The 19,516-nt window shown below is 32.0% G+C and carries 10 protein-coding genes; 5 read left to right on the top strand and 5 right to left on the bottom strand.

Annotation, left to right across the window (positions count from 1 at the left end):
• The first annotated feature begins 83 nt into the window (after nt 1-83).
• Genes QYZ68_RS04340 through QYZ68_RS04330 form a run of 3 tightly spaced genes read left to right on the top strand, consistent with a single transcriptional unit; the run spans nt 84 to nt 6,165 of the window.
• Nucleotides 84-2,207 carry an AAA family ATPase gene (locus QYZ68_RS04340; protein WP_301384332.1) on the top strand — a complete coding sequence of 708 codons (2,124 nt, stop codon included), beginning with the start codon at nt 84-86 and terminating at the stop codon, nt 2,205-2,207.
• A gap of 11 nt (nt 2,208-2,218) precedes the next feature.
• Complete coding sequence (ileS, locus tag QYZ68_RS04335; RefSeq protein WP_301384331.1) at nt 2,219-5,359, top strand: isoleucine--tRNA ligase; 3,141 nt, start codon at nt 2,219-2,221, stop codon at nt 5,357-5,359.
• On the top strand, nt 5,347-6,165 hold the full coding sequence (locus QYZ68_RS04330; protein WP_301384330.1) for a hypothetical protein: 819 nt from the start codon (nt 5,347-5,349) through the stop codon (nt 6,163-6,165). Before ileS ends, QYZ68_RS04330 begins: the two co-directional genes overlap by 13 nt.
• Before the next feature lie 12 nt (nt 6,166-6,177).
• On the opposite strand, the gene QYZ68_RS04325 is transcribed toward QYZ68_RS04330, so the two are convergent.
• The 5 genes from QYZ68_RS04325 to sbcD are packed head-to-tail and all read right to left on the bottom strand — an operon-like array spanning nt 6,178 to nt 14,321.
• Nucleotides 6,178-8,628 carry a glycogen/starch/alpha-glucan phosphorylase gene (locus tag QYZ68_RS04325; RefSeq protein ID WP_301384329.1) on the bottom strand — a complete coding sequence of 817 codons (2,451 nt, stop codon included), beginning with the start codon at nt 8,626-8,628 and terminating at the stop codon, nt 6,178-6,180.
• Nucleotides 8,629-8,653: 25 nt separating this feature from the next.
• Nucleotides 8,654-9,274, bottom strand: coding sequence for a copper homeostasis protein CutC (locus QYZ68_RS04320; RefSeq protein WP_301384328.1), 621 nt, complete (start codon nt 9,272-9,274; stop codon nt 8,654-8,656).
• 1 nt (nt 9,275) lies between these two features.
• Nucleotides 9,276-10,214, bottom strand: a complete 939-nt coding sequence (locus QYZ68_RS04315; RefSeq protein WP_301384327.1) for an ROK family protein — start codon at nt 10,212-10,214, stop codon at nt 9,276-9,278.
• A 47-nt stretch (nt 10,215-10,261) separates the two neighbouring features.
• Nucleotides 10,262-13,189, bottom strand: coding sequence for an AAA family ATPase (locus tag QYZ68_RS04310; RefSeq protein ID WP_301384326.1), 2,928 nt, complete (start codon nt 13,187-13,189; stop codon nt 10,262-10,264).
• The gene (sbcD, locus tag QYZ68_RS04305) at nt 13,089-14,321 is read right to left on the bottom strand and encodes an exonuclease subunit SbcD (RefSeq protein WP_301384325.1); all 1,233 of its coding nucleotides are present in this window, start codon (nt 14,319-14,321) and stop codon (nt 13,089-13,091) included. Before sbcD ends, QYZ68_RS04310 begins: the two co-directional genes overlap by 101 nt.
• Nucleotides 14,322-14,404: 83 nt before the next feature.
• Here sbcD and topA point away from each other — a divergent pair, with 83 nt between their 5' ends.
• Together topA and QYZ68_RS04295 are read left to right on the top strand one after the other, a co-directional pair.
• Nucleotides 14,405-16,954, top strand: coding sequence for a type I DNA topoisomerase (gene topA / locus QYZ68_RS04300; protein WP_301384324.1), 2,550 nt, complete (start codon nt 14,405-14,407; stop codon nt 16,952-16,954).
• A gap of 3 nt (nt 16,955-16,957) precedes the next feature.
• Nucleotides 16,958-19,456 carry an ATP-dependent RNA helicase gene (locus QYZ68_RS04295; protein WP_301384323.1) on the top strand — a complete coding sequence of 833 codons (2,499 nt, stop codon included), beginning with the start codon at nt 16,958-16,960 and terminating at the stop codon, nt 19,454-19,456.
• Nucleotides 19,457-19,516 lie beyond the last annotated feature (60 nt).

Genomic DNA, 19,516 nt, shown 5'->3' with positions numbered 1-19,516 from the left:
ATCTAGTCAACTTAGTTGAGGTATCCGCTAAAGAAGTTGCTAGAAAGAATAAAAACAGAGAAGTTTCGATTTGGCATCTGTTAATGTCCATACTTATCCGACCTAAAAGGTCTGAGCTGGATAGCATAGACGCTAAAACCTTAAAGAGCATAAAACAAGATACTTTGTGTGAAATAGAAAAGTTGGAAAAAGTTCTGGCAAGCCCTAGTGAGATCATAATTCCGAAAATAAGCAGAGAAGTTTTCAGTCTTATTGAAAAGGCAAAAAAAGAGTTTAAACCTAAAACTTCAATAGGAATAAAAGAAATTTTTTATCTAATACTGAAAACAAAAAAACTGCTAAAGAAGTATAAACTCAATAAATTAAGTTTTGGGTTTAGTGAAGAGAATATAATAACGAACATAGATAAGATAAGACTAATTGAAACATATAAAGAATTTGAAGATGAAATAAGACTTGATACTGACCACTTTGAAGTTGGAAAATATGTTAAAAACTTAACAACACTTGCAAAGGAAAATAAGCTTGAGCCTCTAATTGGTCGAGAAAAAGAAATTCAGGCACTAATCAACATACTTGAAAGACGAAACAAGAATAGCACAATACTGATAGGAGAACCTGGAATCGGAAAGACAGCAATAGTTGAAGGACTTGCTATCAAAATTGCTAATAAAGAAATAAAAAGTAGATTAGAGAACAAGGTAATATTAAAGGTTGATACTTCTGACTTAGTATCGGGAACGAAATATAGGGGAGAATTCGAAGAAAGACTAAACAACTTAATTAAATCCATTAAAAATAAAGATACGATAATATTCATTGACGAAATACATACGCTGGTAGGTGCTGGAAACTCCGAGGGCGCTCTTGATGCATCAAATATTTTAAAGCCCGCCCTGTCTCGCTCTGAAATACAAATTATAGGTGCAACAACTCATGATGAATACAGGAAACACATCTCTAAAGACAAAGCATTTGTCCGAAGATTTCAAACAATATCAATAAAAGAACCCAATGAAAAGGAAACTCTGAACATACTTGATAATATAATAAAAAATTTCGAAGCTTATCATGGCGTCACCTACAAAAAGGAAGCCATCGAAAACGTCGTTACCCTATCATCAAAATACCTGATTAATAAAAGATTTCCTGACAAAGCAATCGATCTGATTGATATTGCTGGTGCTAGTAAAAAACAAGAGTCGATGCCTAGGATAGTCGATGCTGAAGACATTAAAAGAGCAACAGATGAAATATTGAATGTTAAAACAAAATCTAGCCTGAAAGAAGAAATTGATACACTTAAAGAAGCAGAAATACGATTAAGGGAAAAAATAGTTGGACAGGAACATGCTATAAATGAGATGCTTAAAGAAGTAGTTAAGACGAAACTTGAAATCCACGACAGTGATAAGCCTTTAACATCAATGTTACTCATAGGCCCAAGTGGATGCGGTAAGACAATGTTAGCAAACGAAATATCAAACACCATTATGGAAGATAAAAACTCAATATTCAAGTCGGATATGTCGGAATACAGAGAAGAAAATTCTATTTCAAAACTAATAGGAACAAATCCGGGGTACGTAGGATACACTGATGGAGGGCTGTTGACAAATAGACTGAAACACAGTCCTAAATCGTTTATCATACTCGAAAACATCGAAAATGCTCACAATTCAGTGCTCAATGTAATTGAACAAATAATTGAGAATGGCGCGCTTATTGACAGCCAGGAAAACAAGGTATCTTTTAAGAATGCCATTATAGTTCTTATTACATCCATTGGGTCTAAAGTACTTCTTGGACAAGTAAGCATTGGCTTTAATAAAACAGGCAGTGATTTAAACATTAAAAGCGAAATAAATAATGAACTTAAAAAAAGATTTAAGACAAAACTATTAGATAAAATACAGAAAAAAATAGTATTTAATGCCTTAGAGGAAGAAGAAATCAAAACAATATACGATAATTACTGCAAGGAACTTATTGCGAAGTTTTGCTCCAAAAATATTAAAATAGAGATTGATGCAACGCTTAAAAATCATATGGTTAAAAAATTTTATGACAGAAACTCTGGAGCAAGAAGTATTTTAAATGCAATAAGAGAAGAAATAGAAGAAAAAATTGTTAATAAGATCTTTGAAACCCCCGATATTGGTCTGATAAGAGTATATCTAGAGAAGGGCAATATAAAAATAAAATAAAAGGAAATTTTATGTTTAAGAATGTAGATAACAAAATAGATTTTCCTAGGATAGAAGAGGAGATATTAGAATTTTGGAAGAATAATGATATTTTTCAAAAATCTGTTCAGCAGCGAAAAGGATGCGCAGAGTTTATATTTTATGATGGGCCCCCTTTTGCGACAGGACTTCCCCACTTCGGTCATTTTGTTCCAAATACAATTAAAGACATAATTCCAAGGTACAAGACAATGAAAGGGAAATATGTTAAGAGAAATTTTGGATGGGATACTCATGGTTTACCCGTAGAATACGAGGTAGAAAAATCCTTAGGAATCTCTGGAAGACATGAAATAGAACAATATGGAATCGAAAAATTTAACGAAGAATGTAGAAATACTGTTCTCAAATATACAAAAGAATGGGAAAAGACTATTGTAAGATTAGGTCGTTGGGTAGACTTTGAAAAAAATTATAAAACAATGGACACAAGTTTCATGGAATCTGTATGGTGGGTGTTTAAGACTCTATACGATAAGGGGTTAATTTATGAGAGTTATTATGTACTACCTTACTCTCCAAAGCTCGCAACTCCTCTCTCAAATTTCGAGGTAAACCTTGGCGAGTACAAGGAAGTTAATGATCCATCACTTACTGTCAAGTTTAAAATAAAAGACAAGAATGAATACTTACTTGCATGGACAACAACTCCTTGGACACTACCTACGAACCTTGGAATTGCTGTTGGTAGTAATATAGAATATTCCAAAATATTTGATAAGGAGAGGAATGAAACCTTCCTGATTGGAACAAAGAGGCTGGCTCACTACTACAAGTGTGAAAAAGAATATACAATACTGGAACAATTCAAAGGTGAGCATATTGTTGGCGTGGAATACGAACCCGTATTTGCCTATTTTTTAAAACAACGAAACAAGGGCGCTTTTAGGATTCACGCAGCAAAATATGTTACAACTGATGAAGGTACTGGAATTGTGCATATTGCCCCCTTCGGAGAAGAAGATTATCAGATACTTAAACGCAATACAAAAGTCGACATAGTAACTCCCATGGACTCCGAGTGCAGATTCACAAACGAAGTAAAAGATTTTGAAGGCTTATTTGTTAAGGACGCAGACAAGAGAATAATAGATAAACTAAAATCGATGAATCTGATCTTTAAGAGAGAAAATTTTTTGCACAGATATCCATTTTGTTATAGAACAAACTCACCTTTAATTTATAGGCCTATAAGTTCATGGTTTGTGAACATTGAAGCAATAAAAGCAAAGCTCATAAAATCAAATGAAAAGATTAACTGGATGCCTGTTCATTTAAAAAGAGGAAGATTTGGTAAATGGCTAGAAAATGCAAAAGACTGGGCAATAAGCAGAAATAGATTTTGGGGAAACCCAATACCGGTTTGGGTTTGTTCGAAGACAGGAAACAAAATATGTATAGGCTCTAGAGAAGAACTTGAAAGACGTTCGGGACAAAATATAAATGATCTACACAAGGATAAAGTTGATAAAATAACTTGGCCCAGTGAGTATGGTGGGGTATATATTCGAACAAGTGAGGTTTTAGACTGCTGGTTTGAATCTGGTTCAATGCCTTACGCAAGTAAGCATTATCCATTTGCAAATACAGATGGAGCTAGCCTAGATAACATTTTCCCTGCAGACTTTGTTGCAGAAGGGCTAGATCAAACAAGAGGCTGGTTTTATACATTAACAATATTAGGGACAGCTCTTTTTGAAAGCACGGCTTTTAAAAATGTGATAGTCAATGGTCTTGTATTGTCTAGCGATGGGAAAAAAATGTCAAAATCCCTTAGAAATTACACAGATCCAATGGAGGTAATAAATACATTTGGAGCTGATGCTTTAAGACTTTACCTGGTAATGAGTCCTGTAGTAAGAGCCGATGATCTAAAATACAGTGATGATGGAGTTAAGGATGTGCTTAAGAACATTATCATACCTATTTGGAATGCTTACTCCTTCTTTGTAACTTATGCGATAATCGATAAATTTGAAGCTACTGATGACATCAATTTATCTAAAACTAGTATCCTTGATCAATGGATAATTAGTGAAATTGAAAGTTTAAAAAAAACATTAAATGAAGAAATAGATAAATATAATTTAACAAAAGCAATAGAAGAACTTCTTGAATTCATTGACAAATTAAATAATTGGTACATTAGAAGGTCAAGGAGAAGATTTTGGAAATCTGAGAATGATACTGATAAACGAGATGCTTACGAAACTCTATATTATGCACTGAAAAACTTAATTTTAATGCTTGCCCCATTTATTCCATTTTTAACAGAAAACATTTATCAAAATTTAAAGACAGAAAATGAAAAAGAATCTATTCACCTAAATGAATACCCAAAAGAAATTGAGGAATTTATAAAAAAAGATCTTGAAGACAAAATGAACTTTACGAGAAAAGTAGTATCAATTGCAAGAGCACTTAGAGCTTCACATGACATCAAAATACGAAAGCCTATTAGTGCAATCTACGTTGTAACTAAGAACCAAAAGGAAAAAGAAATACTAAATGAAATGCAAGAAATAATACTTGAAGAGATAAATGCGAAAGCAATAAAAATAAGATCAAACGAAGAAGAACTTGTTACTTATAAAGCAAAAGCTAATTTTAAAGAACTCGGTAGTAAGCTTGCAAAAGACATGAAAGCTGTATCGTCAAAAATAATGAAACTAACCAACGATGATATATTGCAAATAATAAAAGGCAACACACATACAATTAAAATAGAAAGTAATACGTATGGCATTACGATAAAGGACATAATATTGGAGAGAAAAGAAAAAGAAAACTTAAGGGTGATAAATGAAGACTCTATTACAATCGGATTGGATGCTCTAATAACAGAGGAGCTGCATCTAGAGGGTATGGCAAGAGAACTTATACGAAAGGTTCAAAATTTAAGAAAAGAAAATAAATTCAATGTTAGCGACCGAATAGTGTTATATACAAATAACAATGAAACATCAACCAAAATAGTGGATAAATTTGAAGACTATATTAAAGCTGAGACGTTGGCTCTAAAAATAGAAGCAAACGAAGAAAAGGCGATAACCAGGGTAGATCTTGATGATGACATAGAAATAATGATAGGCATTAAAAGATGCGCAAGTTAATTACTGAAGTTTTAATAGTTATTTTTTTCCTAGGATGTTCAACATTAACTTATCACTCACCTAAAAGCAAAATATCTTCGATCATGTTGCTCGATCCCTCATCTGATGTTTATGCATACGTAGATCTATCTAGAAACAGATTTATATATGATGACTTAAGTTTTAAATACAAAATCGGGGCCAATTCCATTGGCAATCTGTATGTAAGTTATACAAAAAATCCAGAAAGTTTTTCCTCGGTAATAACAGGAAATTTTCCTAAAAATATTTTCTGGGGGATGCAAAATAATTCAAGCTTTGTCCCTAAGGGAAACATACTGACAAATCCAAAATGGAAAATTAAAAACTCAAACACATATATTACTCCTACTAAGGACAAAATCGGAATTTTAATAAATCAAAGAGAAATAACACACAAAAACGAAAATATCTTAACAGAAAAAATCGATGTACTTGAGAAGAATGAAATGTTCCTTTGGATAAAGGATATAGCTTCGTTATTACCGAGCAGCATAAGCAAAAAAAATCTAATTCCCTTCAGTGGTGCCACTCTTGTTGCAAATAGCATAAACTCCGTTGACTATGATTTAAAAGCTTATTTAAAGACTAGCAACCCAGCAATTTTATCAATTCTATCAAAAAAATTGGTACCAACTCTCTTAGAAAGTACAACGAAAATAATCATTTCAAGCCCCATACTATCTAAGATACAAGACAAGGACACCGTAGAGCTTGAATTTAGAGTTAAGAAAACAAGCGTTAAAGACTTTGTGTCAACTCTGTTATCAAAAAAACAAGAAGAATAAAAGGAACAACTGCTAGTTAAGTCTTTTCAATTTCCATATATCTTGGACATAATCCTCAATAGTTCTATCTGATGAGAATACAGAGCTCTTAGCTATGTTGACTAAAGATGAGGAGAACCAAGAATCTGAATCCATATATTTAGATTCAACTAACTTTTGGGCACATACATAACTTCTAAAATCTTTTAATACAAAGTACCTATCTGGAGCTCCTCCATAAGACTCGTAAAGCAAACTATCATGTATTTCCTTATAAACCTCATAATGCCCCTTAAAAAGTCTTCCATCAACCAGACTACTAATAAGTTCAGAAAGCTCAGAGTCACTCTCTAAAACAGAACTGGGAACATAAGAATGATTTTTATCATATGTCATAACTTCATCTTTTCTTAAACCAAAGATAAATATATGCTCATCCCCTACCTGATCATAAATTTCGACATTAGCTCCATCCATAGTTCCTATAGTCAAAGCTCCATTCATCATAAATTTCATATTACTTGTCCCTGAAGCCTCTTTACCGGCCAAAGAAATCTGCTCAGAAACATCAGATGCTGCAATAATTTTTTCTGCCCAAGAAACGTTATAGTTTGGAATAAAAATAACCTTAATTTTGTCATTAACATCGGAATCATTATTAACTTTATTTGATATATCATTAATAAATTTGATAATATTTTTGGCCATTCTATACCCTGGTGCTGCCTTTGCTCCAAAAATAAAAGTTCGAGGATAAATGTAAAAATTCTTATCTTTTTTTAACTGATTGTAAAGATATAAGATATGCAAAGCATTTAAAACTTGCCTCTTATACTCATGTAGTCTTTTTATTTGAACGTCAAAAACTGAATTGGGATCTATTTTAATTCCCAATTCACGACAAATAAGATTAGAAAAGTCCACCTTATTCTCATGCCTTATCTTTTTCAAAGAAGAAATTACATCTTTATCATCCTTAAAGACTAGAAATTTTTCAATATCATCAAACTTTTTAATCCAAGAATTACCTATTCTAGAGCTTACTAACTTTGACAGTCTAGGATTTGAAAGCAATAACCATCTTCTCTGTGTCACCCCATTAGTTTTGTTATTAAATTTATCAGGATAAAGATCATACCAGTGTTTAAGCTCATTTCTTGTCAATATTTCTGTGTGTAATTTCGCAACTCCATTAACAGAAAAACATGAATGAATTGCAAGCCATGCCATATTAATGACACCACTATTTATTATTAAATAGTCATCATAAACAAAATTAGAACCCATTTTGTTTTTAGCTTCTATTTCTTCAAAAAATCTTTTGTTTATTTCCTGAATTATCTGATAAATTCGAGGCAAAAGTTCTGAAAACATACGTAAAGGCCACTTTTCAAGTGCCTCTGCCAAAATTGTATGATTAGTATAGGCAAAACACTGCCTTGTAATCTTCCATGCCAAATTCCAATCAAATTTTTCTCTGTCAATCAAAATTCTCATTAACTCAGGTATTGCAACAACAGGATGCGTATCATTTAGCTGAAAAACCACATATTCCGGCAGTCTTTTAAGATCACTACTATAGTTCTGCTTAAAATCATGTACTACATCTTGAATTGAAGCACTACAAAAGAAGTATTGTTGCCTTAGTCTTAAAAATTTGCCTGCAAGGTCTTCATCATTAGGATATAGTATTTTGGTAATATTTGATACTTCCATTTCCTTCTTAGATGCATCAAAATATTGCATATTGTTAAACAACCCCAAATCAAATCCATCCTTTGCATATGCTTCCCATAATCTTAAAGTATTTATGGTCTTTGACTCATAACCAACTATGGGTGCATCATAAGCTATTGCATTAACAATGTAGGGATTTTTATGTGTAAAAATTTCATTGCCAGCAAAATCACGCTCAATTTCAATATGGCCTCCAAAACTAATATCATAAACTCTACTTATATTTTTAATAACCCAAGGATATTCATATTCACTCCACTTATCAGGCTCCTCAACCTGATATCCATCAACAAAACTCTGTTTAAAAATTCCATACCTATACTTTATTCCATAACCCAAAGCAGGATAATCAAGTGTCGACAGAGATTCTAAAAAGCATGCTGCAAGCCTTCCAAGGCCGCCATTTCCCAAGCCTGCATCAATTTCTACATTCTCAAGCTCATTAAAATCAATACCAAGCTCTTCTGCTAATGACTTTACAACATCAAAAGAGCCCATGTTAATTAAAGTATTACTTAAAAATCTACCCACTAAAAACTCAGCAGAGAGATAGCACACTTTTTTTTTTCGTTTTTTATCAAATTCCAATTTAGTATCGGCCCAATCTTCTAAAAAGTAATCAACCACCGTTCTGGAAAAACAATTATAAAGCTCAATGCTAGATAAATTTTTAACACTTTCGACCTGATAATAACATTTCGAATTCCTATTAAATCTTACCTTAAAATCTTCCTTACTAATATGCATAACTAACTCAACCTCCACCTTAAAATTACAAATTTAAATCACCAACAATAAGTCTCCCATGATAAGCTCTAGCCCCTAAAATAGAATCAAGACCATAAATATTTTGCTCAGTCACCTTTCCACAGACAACAATTTCTAACTTATCTCCTGCAAGCAATATTAAGTCTTTCAATAAGGCAAGAGAATCCTCTGCTCTCAATGCCCCACCTGAAGTCAATATTCTATGAACGCCAATGTTCATAAGTTCTAATACAGAAGCCCTAATATCGCAAGTATTATCAATTGCCTTATGAAAAGTTACTTTTAAAGGCTTAGCCAAATTTAATAACTCTTCAGTTCTAGCAATATCAATTTCATAACCATCCAAAACTCCAAAAACAACACCCTCTACTCCAAGGGTCTTGCAAATCCTAATATCTTCTTTCATAGCTTGAAATTCCAGATTAGAATATACAAAATCCCCACACCTTGGTCTAATCATTACAGCAATAGGAATACTCAGCTCTTCCCTCAAAATCTTTATGGTACCGTAAGAAGGTGTAGTCCCCCCACAAGTCGTATTCTCACAAAGCTCAACCCTATCAGCACCAAGTCTAAAAGCATTTATAGCTTCCTCTATATTAAAAACGCATGCCTCCCTTATCATGCTAAATACCCAAATTGCATAGCAACTTATTTTCAACAAAATAATGATACAATGCCCCAATTTTGCCAGAATCATTATTAAATTTAGTAGTTTCAAGTTTTACAAGGTTTCTAATATCATTACCATAGATATTAGCCAATTCCAAAGACCATAAGTTCTCCAATTTCTCGTATATTCTACTCAATAAATCAGGCCTTGTGCTTATTCCTCCTCCGATTAAAATCTTTTCAGGATTTAAAATAAAAGTTAAATTGAAAATTCCAAATGATAAAGTTTCAAAAAATTTTTCTACCTCATTACTAGCATGAATATTCCCATTATCCGCAAGTTCAAAAATATATTCTCCAGAAATCCTACTCAAGTCCACTTCTAAACGCTCCGCTACTCTCCTCCTTAAAGCTGCAACAGAAGCTATAGATTCCCACCTGCAGTTAAAAGGAATATTATTGCCGAGCCCCCTAGTAATCATAAACCCGACCTCACCAGACATAAAGGAATATCCTCTTACAAGTTTTCCATTAACAAATAATCCAGAGCCAATTCCTGTTCCAAGCGTCAAAGCAATAAAATCGTTAGAATAAACAGCATTACCTTTGAATTTTTCAGCCAAAGCCACACAATTAGCATCATTTTCAATCTCAACGTTAACCCCTGTTACTGCTTCAAGCTTTTCTTTTAGAGGATAATTAATAAATCCCTTAATAGCATTTACTCTGATTACAATTCCTTTAGGATCAACAAAACCGGGCATGCAAATCGCAACACCTTTAATACCAATCTCTTTTTTATAATAATTAATTATATTGACTAAAATATCAACTTGTTCCTCAGGAGTGATACCCGAATTAATTTCATGTTTATCAAGAAAATTACCGCCACTATCTGCTAAAGAATACTTAGTACTAGTACCTCCAACATCAATTGCAACATAGTGCTCCATACAAACTCCATATTTTTAAAAACTTAAATTAAGTATATAACTAAAAATTAAAAACTTTCTATAGTAATTCTTGAAATTCTTGAAATTTTACTTACAATTATTTTTGCTCTAATATCTTCCTTCAAATAAGTAACATGAGAAATTACACCTATTTGACGCCCATCAGTACGTTGAAATTCAGAAATCTTTGGAATAACCATCTTTAAAGTATCCTCATCAAGGCTTCCAAACCCTTCATCAAGGAAAAACGCCTCTATTTTAAGTTCACTATCCCGTATCATGTCTGAAAACGCTAAAGAAAGTGATAAAGACACAAGAAACTTCTCACCACCCGAAAGGGTCTTTACATTACGAGTCATGTTTCCATCCCTTTTGCTTTTAATCAAAAAATCAAAGTCTCTACTATCTGCATCAATTTGAAGTTCAAACTCAGGAAGAATAACGCTTAAGTATCTTCTATTTGATATGCTTAAAATTTCTTCAATTAAAAAACTCTGAACATAATACTTTAAGCTAGGAGAAGCAATAACAACTTTCTTTAAAATTTCAATCTTCTCATTCCGTTCATTTATACTTCTCAATTCCCTCTGAATGTTCTTTAAATTACTCTTTTGTTTATAGAGTTCTTCATTCAAAACCTGCAAACTTGAAGAAGATGACTCATACCTACTAATATCCTTAGATAAAAGCTCAATTTTAGCCGTAAGATCAGATTTCAATTTTGAAAGATAATCTAAGCTATCTCTACTCGGTTTTAAAGAATCAGAAGAAAAGAACCTCCCTTGTACATCTAAATTATCCCCCACCGATTCTTTGAAACATAGAAAATTGATATTCAATCTCTTTGATTCCTCTTTAAGTTCTTCCCTTAAACTTGCTATGTTTTGATCCATAATCTCAATTTGACTTTCAAGTCCAAGTTTTAAGTTGTTCATATCATTCAAAATTGAATCTATTTCTAAATACTCATTCTCTAGTTTATTTCTATCCCTTAAAAAATTTTCAAACTCTTTCTCCAATAAAATAGGATTTTCCAAGCTTACATTTAAATCGGAACCAGACAATACAGTTTTTGCTTTATCTACATTTTCCTTAAGCTCCACTTCTTTTAAAGAGATTTTTGAATTTAAATCATTTAAAGTTGCTTCTAAATTTTCCAACTCCCTAATCTTACCTTCAAAAACCAAAATCTTATTTTCATCAGAATAATCCACATACCTATCGCATAGGTCGGGGCCGATTCTTTTTAAAATTTCTGCATCTCTTTTGTTAAATTCTATAACTTGACTTTCCCACCTGTTTTTATTCTCTCTCTCGTCTAATATGTCTGAATTAATAGTGTCTAATTTGGCCTGTAAGCCCTGAAGCCTTGTATTTAACTCTAAAAGATAACTTAAACTACTAGCTTTTAAGTGCTCCTTTCCCTGACGCATCTTATATGAATCCTCTAGAAACTTAAGACTCTCTATGTCCTTATCAATAGACTTTTTCTTATTGCTTAAATCTCCTAAGAGCTTCTCGTATAAACCTATCTTAACATCAAAATCTTGTAGCACGCCATCATTGGTTTTTAAGAATAACTCTAATTCACTCCTATATTTTAATATCAACTCATCATTAAAGCTCCCAAATAACTTTAATGCCTCATAATAAATATACTTATCAAAATCAAACGAAACATCTTCCAAAGTAATACTTTTAAGCTCTACGTTTTTTCTGGTCTGCTCCTCTAATAATTTTTCTTTTTCCTCTTCCATTTGTTTTCTTTCTAAATTCAATTTCTCATAAATGCTCTCATCAAAATCTAACTTAGAAAAAAGAATGTTTTCATAATACAATTCTTTTATGTAACCAAAATTAAGGCTACCTAACCTCAAACATTTTAATTCTTCTAAATCTGCCTGGACACTTGCCAGCTGTGATAAAAACCTATTTTTATCACAAAGAAGCTCGCTTTGCTTTTTAATAAAATCACCCAAATATGAGAATTCATAAGAATTGTATAATCTCAGACTTTTTTCTATATTAACCCTTTTATTTTCATGCAAAAAATATTCATGGTTCAGACTTTTTTTATTCTGAATTTTAGAATCTACTTTTGCCTCTAACTTATCTGTTCTACCCTGTATATCTAAATACTTCTGATTATTTTCTATCATTTGATCACACATAGGTATTAATTTATAAATTTCCTCAAGATTTCCTCTCAATTTTTCAATACCAACCAAATTTAGAAAATTAGTTAATTCATTTGACTTACTACTATTAATATTTATTCTATTTTTTTCTTCTGCTTCTACAAATTTCAATTTTTCTCTGTTCAAATTTGCAAATTCAAGTTCTCTCCTTAAAAAAATTTCTATATCATCATATTTTTTTAGATTGAAAATGTTATCAATTATTGCTGTCTTATTTTTTGGTTTCGAAGTTAAAAACTCCTGAAAATTACCCTGGGGTAATATAACCGTTTGACAAAACTGCTCAAAATTCAATCTACAAAGACTCTTTATATAAGCTAAAACATCCTCTCTATTCTCAATATAACTGCTATCACTAAGATTTGTTAACAGCATACTTTTAGGAGTCTCCTTTTGCTTTACGCTAAGCTCTATGAATGATTCATAAACTTTTTCAGAAACGGTGAATTTAAGCCTAACATAAGCACTTTCAAACCCCTTAGAAACTGCATCTGAAACATTCCTATCAAGCCTATACACTCGTGCATAAAGTGCAAGAGTTATGCAGTCAAGAATTGTACTCTTCCCAGATCCCGTATTTCCAGAAATTAAAAAAATTCCAGAATTTTTTAAAACAGGAATGTCGAAGTCTATCTCATATTCTCCTCTATAAGAAGCAATATTTTTAAATACAAGCTTATTTATTCTCATATTCTCCTGCTCTTCCCTTAAGTAATATTTCTTCAAAAAGAGCAACGAGTTCTTCTTCTTTAAATCTGACCCCTCGCCTAAAACCATTATTAATATCTCTTTTTAATTTTTCTTGAAAAAAATATTTCTCATCCTTGCTTAATACTTCATCTTTACTAATTAATCTTTTATCCCGAGCTGAAGTACTTTGATCTAGATCTGTTAACTGATAATTAATATCAAATATTTTAATCAAACTCGATTTTGATAACTCATAAATCTGCTCTTCAGACTCAGCATTTATTCTCTCACTAAGCTCAATTTTTAAGTAACAAAGACATGATAGTTTTTTTTTAATATCAGATAATTCACTCACAATTTCATTAAAAGAGCCCTTTAAAACCAGCAATTTACTAAATACAGGAAGTAAGACCTTGTCTTGTGCCACTAATTTACCGTTGTTGAAAAGCACAATATTGATATATTTTTTAATATTCTCATCGAATGAATACTGGATTGGAGACCCCGAATAAACAACATTAGTCTTCAATTTCCTAAAATCATGTATATGCCCAAGTGCAACATAAGAGAAAACATCGCCAAAAACACTCACGGGAAGAATAGAACTGCCTCCAATACTACAAACACTTCTGCTACTACAAAAAAAAGAATGCGCAATCAAAATCTTGGGAACATCATGATATTTAGCATCAACAGAACTAACAACATTCGCTATCTTATCTCTATACGCATTCTCAAGTTTTTCAAGAAACATATCACCATTAAGCTCTACATCTCCATATTTTTGACTTAAAATAAACCTCTCATTGATATGAGGAATGCAAATGACAACAAATTTAACATCGTTAAAGTCTTTTAAAAAGATTACCTGATCAACGGGTTCCTCTTCAGCAACTAAAAAGAAATTAAATCTTGAGAATATCTTTTTATTAATGTTTAAATAGTCTTTTTTATCATGGTTTCCAGCAATAACTACACACCACTTACAAGAAGTAAAAGATAGTTCGTAAAAAAAATCACTTATTAATATTTGCTCTTCGAGGCTAGGTTTTCTTGAATCATAAATATCACCTGCAACAAGCAAAAGATCAATCTTTTCATTTCTAATAAATTCCAATAAAAAATCTAAAAATTTCCGCTGATCGTCGATTCTAGAAAAACACCCAATCCTCTTCCCAATATGCCAATCAGAAGTATGTAAGGCCTTATATACATTCATAAATACTACACAATACTACATTATTTTATTTGCAATGACAATAACTCGTACATTATATTGTAATATAAAAACATAAGGAATTTATGCAACAAGAAAAATTGATAATAGTAGAGTCACCTACAAAAGCTACAACAATAAGGAAGTATCTTGATAATTCATTTCTGGTGGAAGCATGTGTAGGTCATATAAGGGATTTGCCAAATAGTGCTAAAGAAATACCTGAAGAATATAAAAAATTTGAATGGGCTACACTATCTATAGATTATAAAAATGATTTTAAGCCTCTTTATATCATTCCAAACAATAAGAAAATTGTAATTGAGAAGCTTAAAAATCTCATTAAAGGGAAAAATGAAATTTATCTTGCTACTGACCAGGACAGGGAAGGAGAAACAATTGCATTTCATCTAAAGGAAGTTTTAAAAATTAAAAATTATAAAAGAATGGTTTTTCATGAAATCACAAAAAGCGCAATAATCGATTCACTTCAAAATACAAGGGAAATTAATATGGACCTTGTCAACGCTGGGGAAACAAGAAGAATATTGGACAGGCTTTATGGATACACAATATCTCCTTTACTTTGGAAAAAAATTGCTTATGGACTCTCGGCAGGCAGAGTACAGTCTGTTGGACTTAAACTAATCGTAGAAAAAGAAACGACAAGGATCGATTTCAAGAAAGCCAATTATTATTCAATCTCACTTGAGTGTAAACATAGCAGAAACGATATACAAGTTGAAACAACAATAGACAAAATTGAGAATAAGAACGTAGCTGGAAGCAAAGATTTTGTCAATGATACAGGGTTCTTGCAAGATCCTGATAAGACAACTTTAATAGACAAAACCTTAATGATCAAGCTTGTAAGGGAACTAAAACAGACAAGTGAAATAGAGGTAATTTCAATTGAAACAAAAAAATTGAAACAAACTCCTCCAAAGCCATTTATTACGTCTTCGCTTCAACAAGAAGTAAATAGGCGACTTAAAATAAGTACTAAACAAATTATGAGTTATGCACAAAAGCTATATGAAAGCGGATACATAACCTATATGAGAACCGACTCTTATAACATCGCAAAAAGTGCAAGAGAAAAAATAAAAAATATTATAAAGGCAAAATATGGGGTGGAATATGTAGAAATGACTGACCGAATATACTCTAAGGCAAAAATGGCTCAGGATGCACATGAGGCCATAAGACCTTCTGAACTGTTTACTCCCCCTGAAAACATAAAAACAGAAAGTGAAACTGCTAGGGAAATATATAAAATAATATGGGACAGAACTATTGAATCAATGATGGCAGATGCCATTAAGGAAGTTATTAAAATAATATTTAAATATAAAGATCTAACTTTTAAATCAAGTTTTGTAAAAATAATCTTTGACGGATTTCTTAAAAATAGCAGAGAGCCCTACGAAAACAGCACTATAGATTTTTCTCTAATCAATGAAGGTGATAAGTTTGTGATTCTAGATATAAAACCAGAAGAACATGAAACAAAACCTCCATTCAGATATACAGAGGCATCGCTTGTGCAGAAGCTCGAAAAAGAGGGGATAGGTAGACCTTCAACATATTCCACGATTATCTCGACTCTCCTTGAAAGAGAATATGTATTTAAACAAAACAACACATTAATACCAACCATAAAAGGAGCCGCTGTTGTTAACCTTTTAGAAAAGTATTTTCCATTACTGATTGAATTAAACTTTACATCCCATATGGAAAAAAACTTAGATAAAATTGCAGTGGGTAAACTAGATAAAGTAAAATATTTAAGTCAATTCTATAATGGAGAAGAAGGGCTTAGGAGCATAGTAAACAAAATAGAGCCCATTATTGATTCTGGAGAATTTAGAACAGTTTATGAGCACAAAAATGACAAAGAAGATAATCAAAAATTTGACTATGCAATAAACATTGGGAAATTTGGTCCATATCTAATTTCTAACGGAAATAATTATCCTATAAATATCACAACTCCTCTGGAAAATCTTTATAAAGAAGAAGAAATCAAAAAAATAATAGAAGAAAAAGAAACACAGCCCAACATACTGGGCACTGATCCCGAGACAGGCCTTAATGTGTTATACAAGAATTCAAAATATGGAGGGATTATTCAACTCGGAGAGGATATCCATGCTCCACAAGAATTCACTAAGACTGGAAAGCCCAAAAAACCTAAAATAATTAAAGCCAAGAAAGTATCAACCAAAAACATAGAATACGAAAACATAAATTTAGACCTGGCACTCAAATTACTTTCACTTCCAAAAGTAATCGGAGAGTATCCAAAAACCAAGGAAAAAATAATTGCCACAACTGGAATTTTCGGAGATTACATTAAAACTGAAAACAATAGCATAATATGTCCACTAAAAAAAGACATAAAGGCGTATGAGATAACACTGGAAGAATCCATAAAGATTTTGGATGCAAAATTAGAAAAAAACGGACTTATTGTAAAATCAATACCCTTATCAAAAAATAAAGTTGGCAGTAAAATCTACATTTACAAACAAAACGATAAATTTTATGCTAAAATTAAGGGCAAGAAGGTTAATTTGCCCTCTGATGTTGATCTTGGGCAGATAGACTCGGCTTATGTTTTTGGATTAATGTAGAGAATGGATGATTTTAAGCTTCCCATTTATAGGTATAGAGATGAACTGATTCTGTTGTTAAGGTCAAATAATGTTCTAATAGTAGAGAGTCCCACGGGAAGCGGTAAGACCACACAAATACCAAGGATATTATACGAGGCGGGCTTTGCTAGACTTGGCAAAATTGGTATAACGCAGCCAAGAAGAATAGCTACCGTATCGATAGCAGAATATATTGCTAGGAGCATTGGGGTCGTTCTTGGGGAGGAAGTAGGCTACAAGATAAGATTTCAGGACGTTGTAAGCTCTAGAACCAAAATTAAGTTAATGACTGATGGAGTGCTCTTACAGGAGCTTAAAAAAGACACATTGCTTTATGAATATGATGTAATCGTAATAGACGAAGCACATGAGAGAAGTTTAAATATAGATTTCATACTAGGTCTTATCAAGGATATTTTGAAAAAGAGAAGCGATTTTAAAGTTATCATTTCATCTGCTACGATAAATACACAAATATTTTCAAACTACTTTAACAATGCACCGATACTTAACATTGCGACAATTACTTATCCTGTACAAATAATTTACAATCCTCCCTTAATTAACACATCAAAGGGAATGATACTTAAAATAAAGGAAATAATTAGTAGCATAATTAAAGGAAAACAAGATGGCGATATACTTATTTTCTTATCTGGAGAAAAGGAAATAAAAGAGACAGTCAAAGAAATTCATGATCTGAACTTAAGGAAAGACCTAATCATTTTACCCTTGTACGGAAGGATGGCAAAAGAGGCACAGGAGCAAATCTTTATGCCAACCCCCAAAAATAAGAGAAAAATCATAGTATCAACAAACATTGCGGAAACTTCAATTACAATTGAAAACATTAAAATAGTAATTGATAGCGGGAAAGTGAAGACAAACAAATTCCAGATGAAAACACATACTTATTCACTTCAAGAAGTACCAATTTCAAAATCATCCGCAACGCAGAGAGCAGGAAGAGCAGGTCGTCTTTCCAAAGGGACATGCTACAGATTATACAGAAGAGATGATTATCAGCTAAGGGATGAATATCAAAAGGAAGAAATATACAGAACAGATCTTTCTGAAGTAGTATTAAGGATGGCGGATATTGGAATTAAGAATTTCACAAAGTTCGACTTTATATCGAAACCTTCAATTAAGTCTATTCAAACAGCAAGTGATATACTGAAATCTCTAGATGCAATAAATGACAAAAACGAGCTTACAGAAATTGGAAAATATATGATCATGTTTCCTTTAATACCGATACATTCAAGGGCTTTAGTTGAGGCAATGATTAACTACCAACAAGCAATATATCCAACTACGATTGGTTTGTCATTCCTGTCTACAAGTGGGATTTTTTTATTGCCTCAAAACGAAGAAATAGAAGCTAGACAGGCTCATTTAAAATATAAAAATCCATTAGGAGACTTAATAGGCTTTCTTAAAATATTTGAAGATTATAAGAAGGCATTCAATAAAGAAGATTTTGCTCGGGAAAACTACTTGGATTTGCAAGGCCTTGAGGAAATTGTTAATGTTCAAAAACAACTTGAAAATATTGTAAGTGGCTTTAACATCCCAATAGTACGAAAACCTGGCATTGACACTAGTGAGGGTTATTTAAAATCTATAATGAAAGGGATGAAAGACTATATTTGCTTTAAAACTTCAAGAAATAAATACAAAACAATAAAGGCACAAAATGTAATAATACATCCTGGGTCCCTTATTAACGTAGACTCTGTAAAGTACTTTGTTGCAGGTGAAATAATAGAGACCACTAAGAGATATGCCAGATCAATTGGAGTACTTAAGAAAGAATGGATAAATGACATTGAATTTGAAGAAAATAAACGAAAAAGAAATTCTCAGGAAAATAGTGGTTTAAACAAAGATCACAAGTCCACATCGAAATCAAAACAAGAGAAAACCTTTTTACTAGAAAATGAGATAACTGTTGGAGAGAAGAAATTCAAAATTTGGAATGAAAACAACATTCAGTGTATGTCTATTACTTTAAAGGAAGCTAGGGAATTGGCTTTGAAAGGCTTAACAAATACAGAAGAACAGGCAACTAAAAAAATTCATATAAAATTAATACATAAAGATTTAATAATATTTAAAAGTAAAAAATTAATGGAAATAATCAACATAATAGCCAATATGGGGCCCGGTTGGACACTTTTGGAAAAATACGAAAGCACCAATGTCAATATTAACGAAGTTACTCTTGTTAGGAACATCTTGGAGTGCACCATGAATTTCGTACAACATCCAAATAAAAAATCTGTACTCTTTTTATCACTTAGGAGTGATCATTCTGACAATTTTTGGTTAAAACCTCAAAAGAGTTTCATAATAGCGATTGAAGAGTCAATGGATAGCATAAAAAGCATCATTGATAACCAATCATATATTAATAAACTTTCCACAATAAAAAGGACAATAAATAAAGTCTATAAAAAATTAAGTGCTTTTTTCTAAAATGCAAAAAACTCCTCAATTTCTGTTTTGTGAATAAAATATCGACACTGATCTGGTAAT

This window comes from Borrelia sp. P9F1 (genome assembly GCF_030436115.1).
Classification (GTDB): Bacteria; Spirochaetota; Spirochaetia; order Borreliales; family Borreliaceae; genus Borrelia.
This window is presented reverse-complemented; position numbering and strand designations above follow the sequence as displayed.

What these genes read in the sequence shown, in the direction of transcription:
- QYZ68_RS04340 (WP_301384332.1), top strand. Translation starts at nt 84, where the DNA reads ATGTCCATACTTATCCGACCTAAAAGGTCTGAGCTGGATAGCATAGAC.
- ileS (WP_301384331.1), top strand. Translation starts at nt 2,219, where the DNA reads ATGTTTAAGAATGTAGATAACAAAATAGATTTTCCTAGGATAGAAGAG.
- QYZ68_RS04330 (WP_301384330.1), top strand. Translation starts at nt 5,347, where the DNA reads ATGCGCAAGTTAATTACTGAAGTTTTAATAGTTATTTTTTTCCTAGGA.
- QYZ68_RS04325 (WP_301384329.1), bottom strand. Translation starts at nt 8,628, where the DNA reads ATGCATATTAGTAAGGAAGATTTTAAGGTAAGATTTAATAGGAATTCG.
- QYZ68_RS04320 (WP_301384328.1), bottom strand. Translation starts at nt 9,274, where the DNA reads ATGATAAGGGAGGCATGCGTTTTTAATATAGAGGAAGCTATAAATGCT.
- QYZ68_RS04315 (WP_301384327.1), bottom strand. Translation starts at nt 10,214, where the DNA reads ATGGAGCACTATGTTGCAATTGATGTTGGAGGTACTAGTACTAAGTAT.
- QYZ68_RS04310 (WP_301384326.1), bottom strand. Translation starts at nt 13,189, where the DNA reads ATGGTTTTAGGCGAGGGGTCAGATTTAAAGAAGAAGAACTCGTTGCTC.
- sbcD (WP_301384325.1), bottom strand. Translation starts at nt 14,321, where the DNA reads ATGAATGTATATAAGGCCTTACATACTTCTGATTGGCATATTGGGAAG.
- topA (WP_301384324.1), top strand. Translation starts at nt 14,405, where the DNA reads ATGCAACAAGAAAAATTGATAATAGTAGAGTCACCTACAAAAGCTACA.
- QYZ68_RS04295 (WP_301384323.1), top strand. Translation starts at nt 16,958, where the DNA reads ATGGATGATTTTAAGCTTCCCATTTATAGGTATAGAGATGAACTGATT.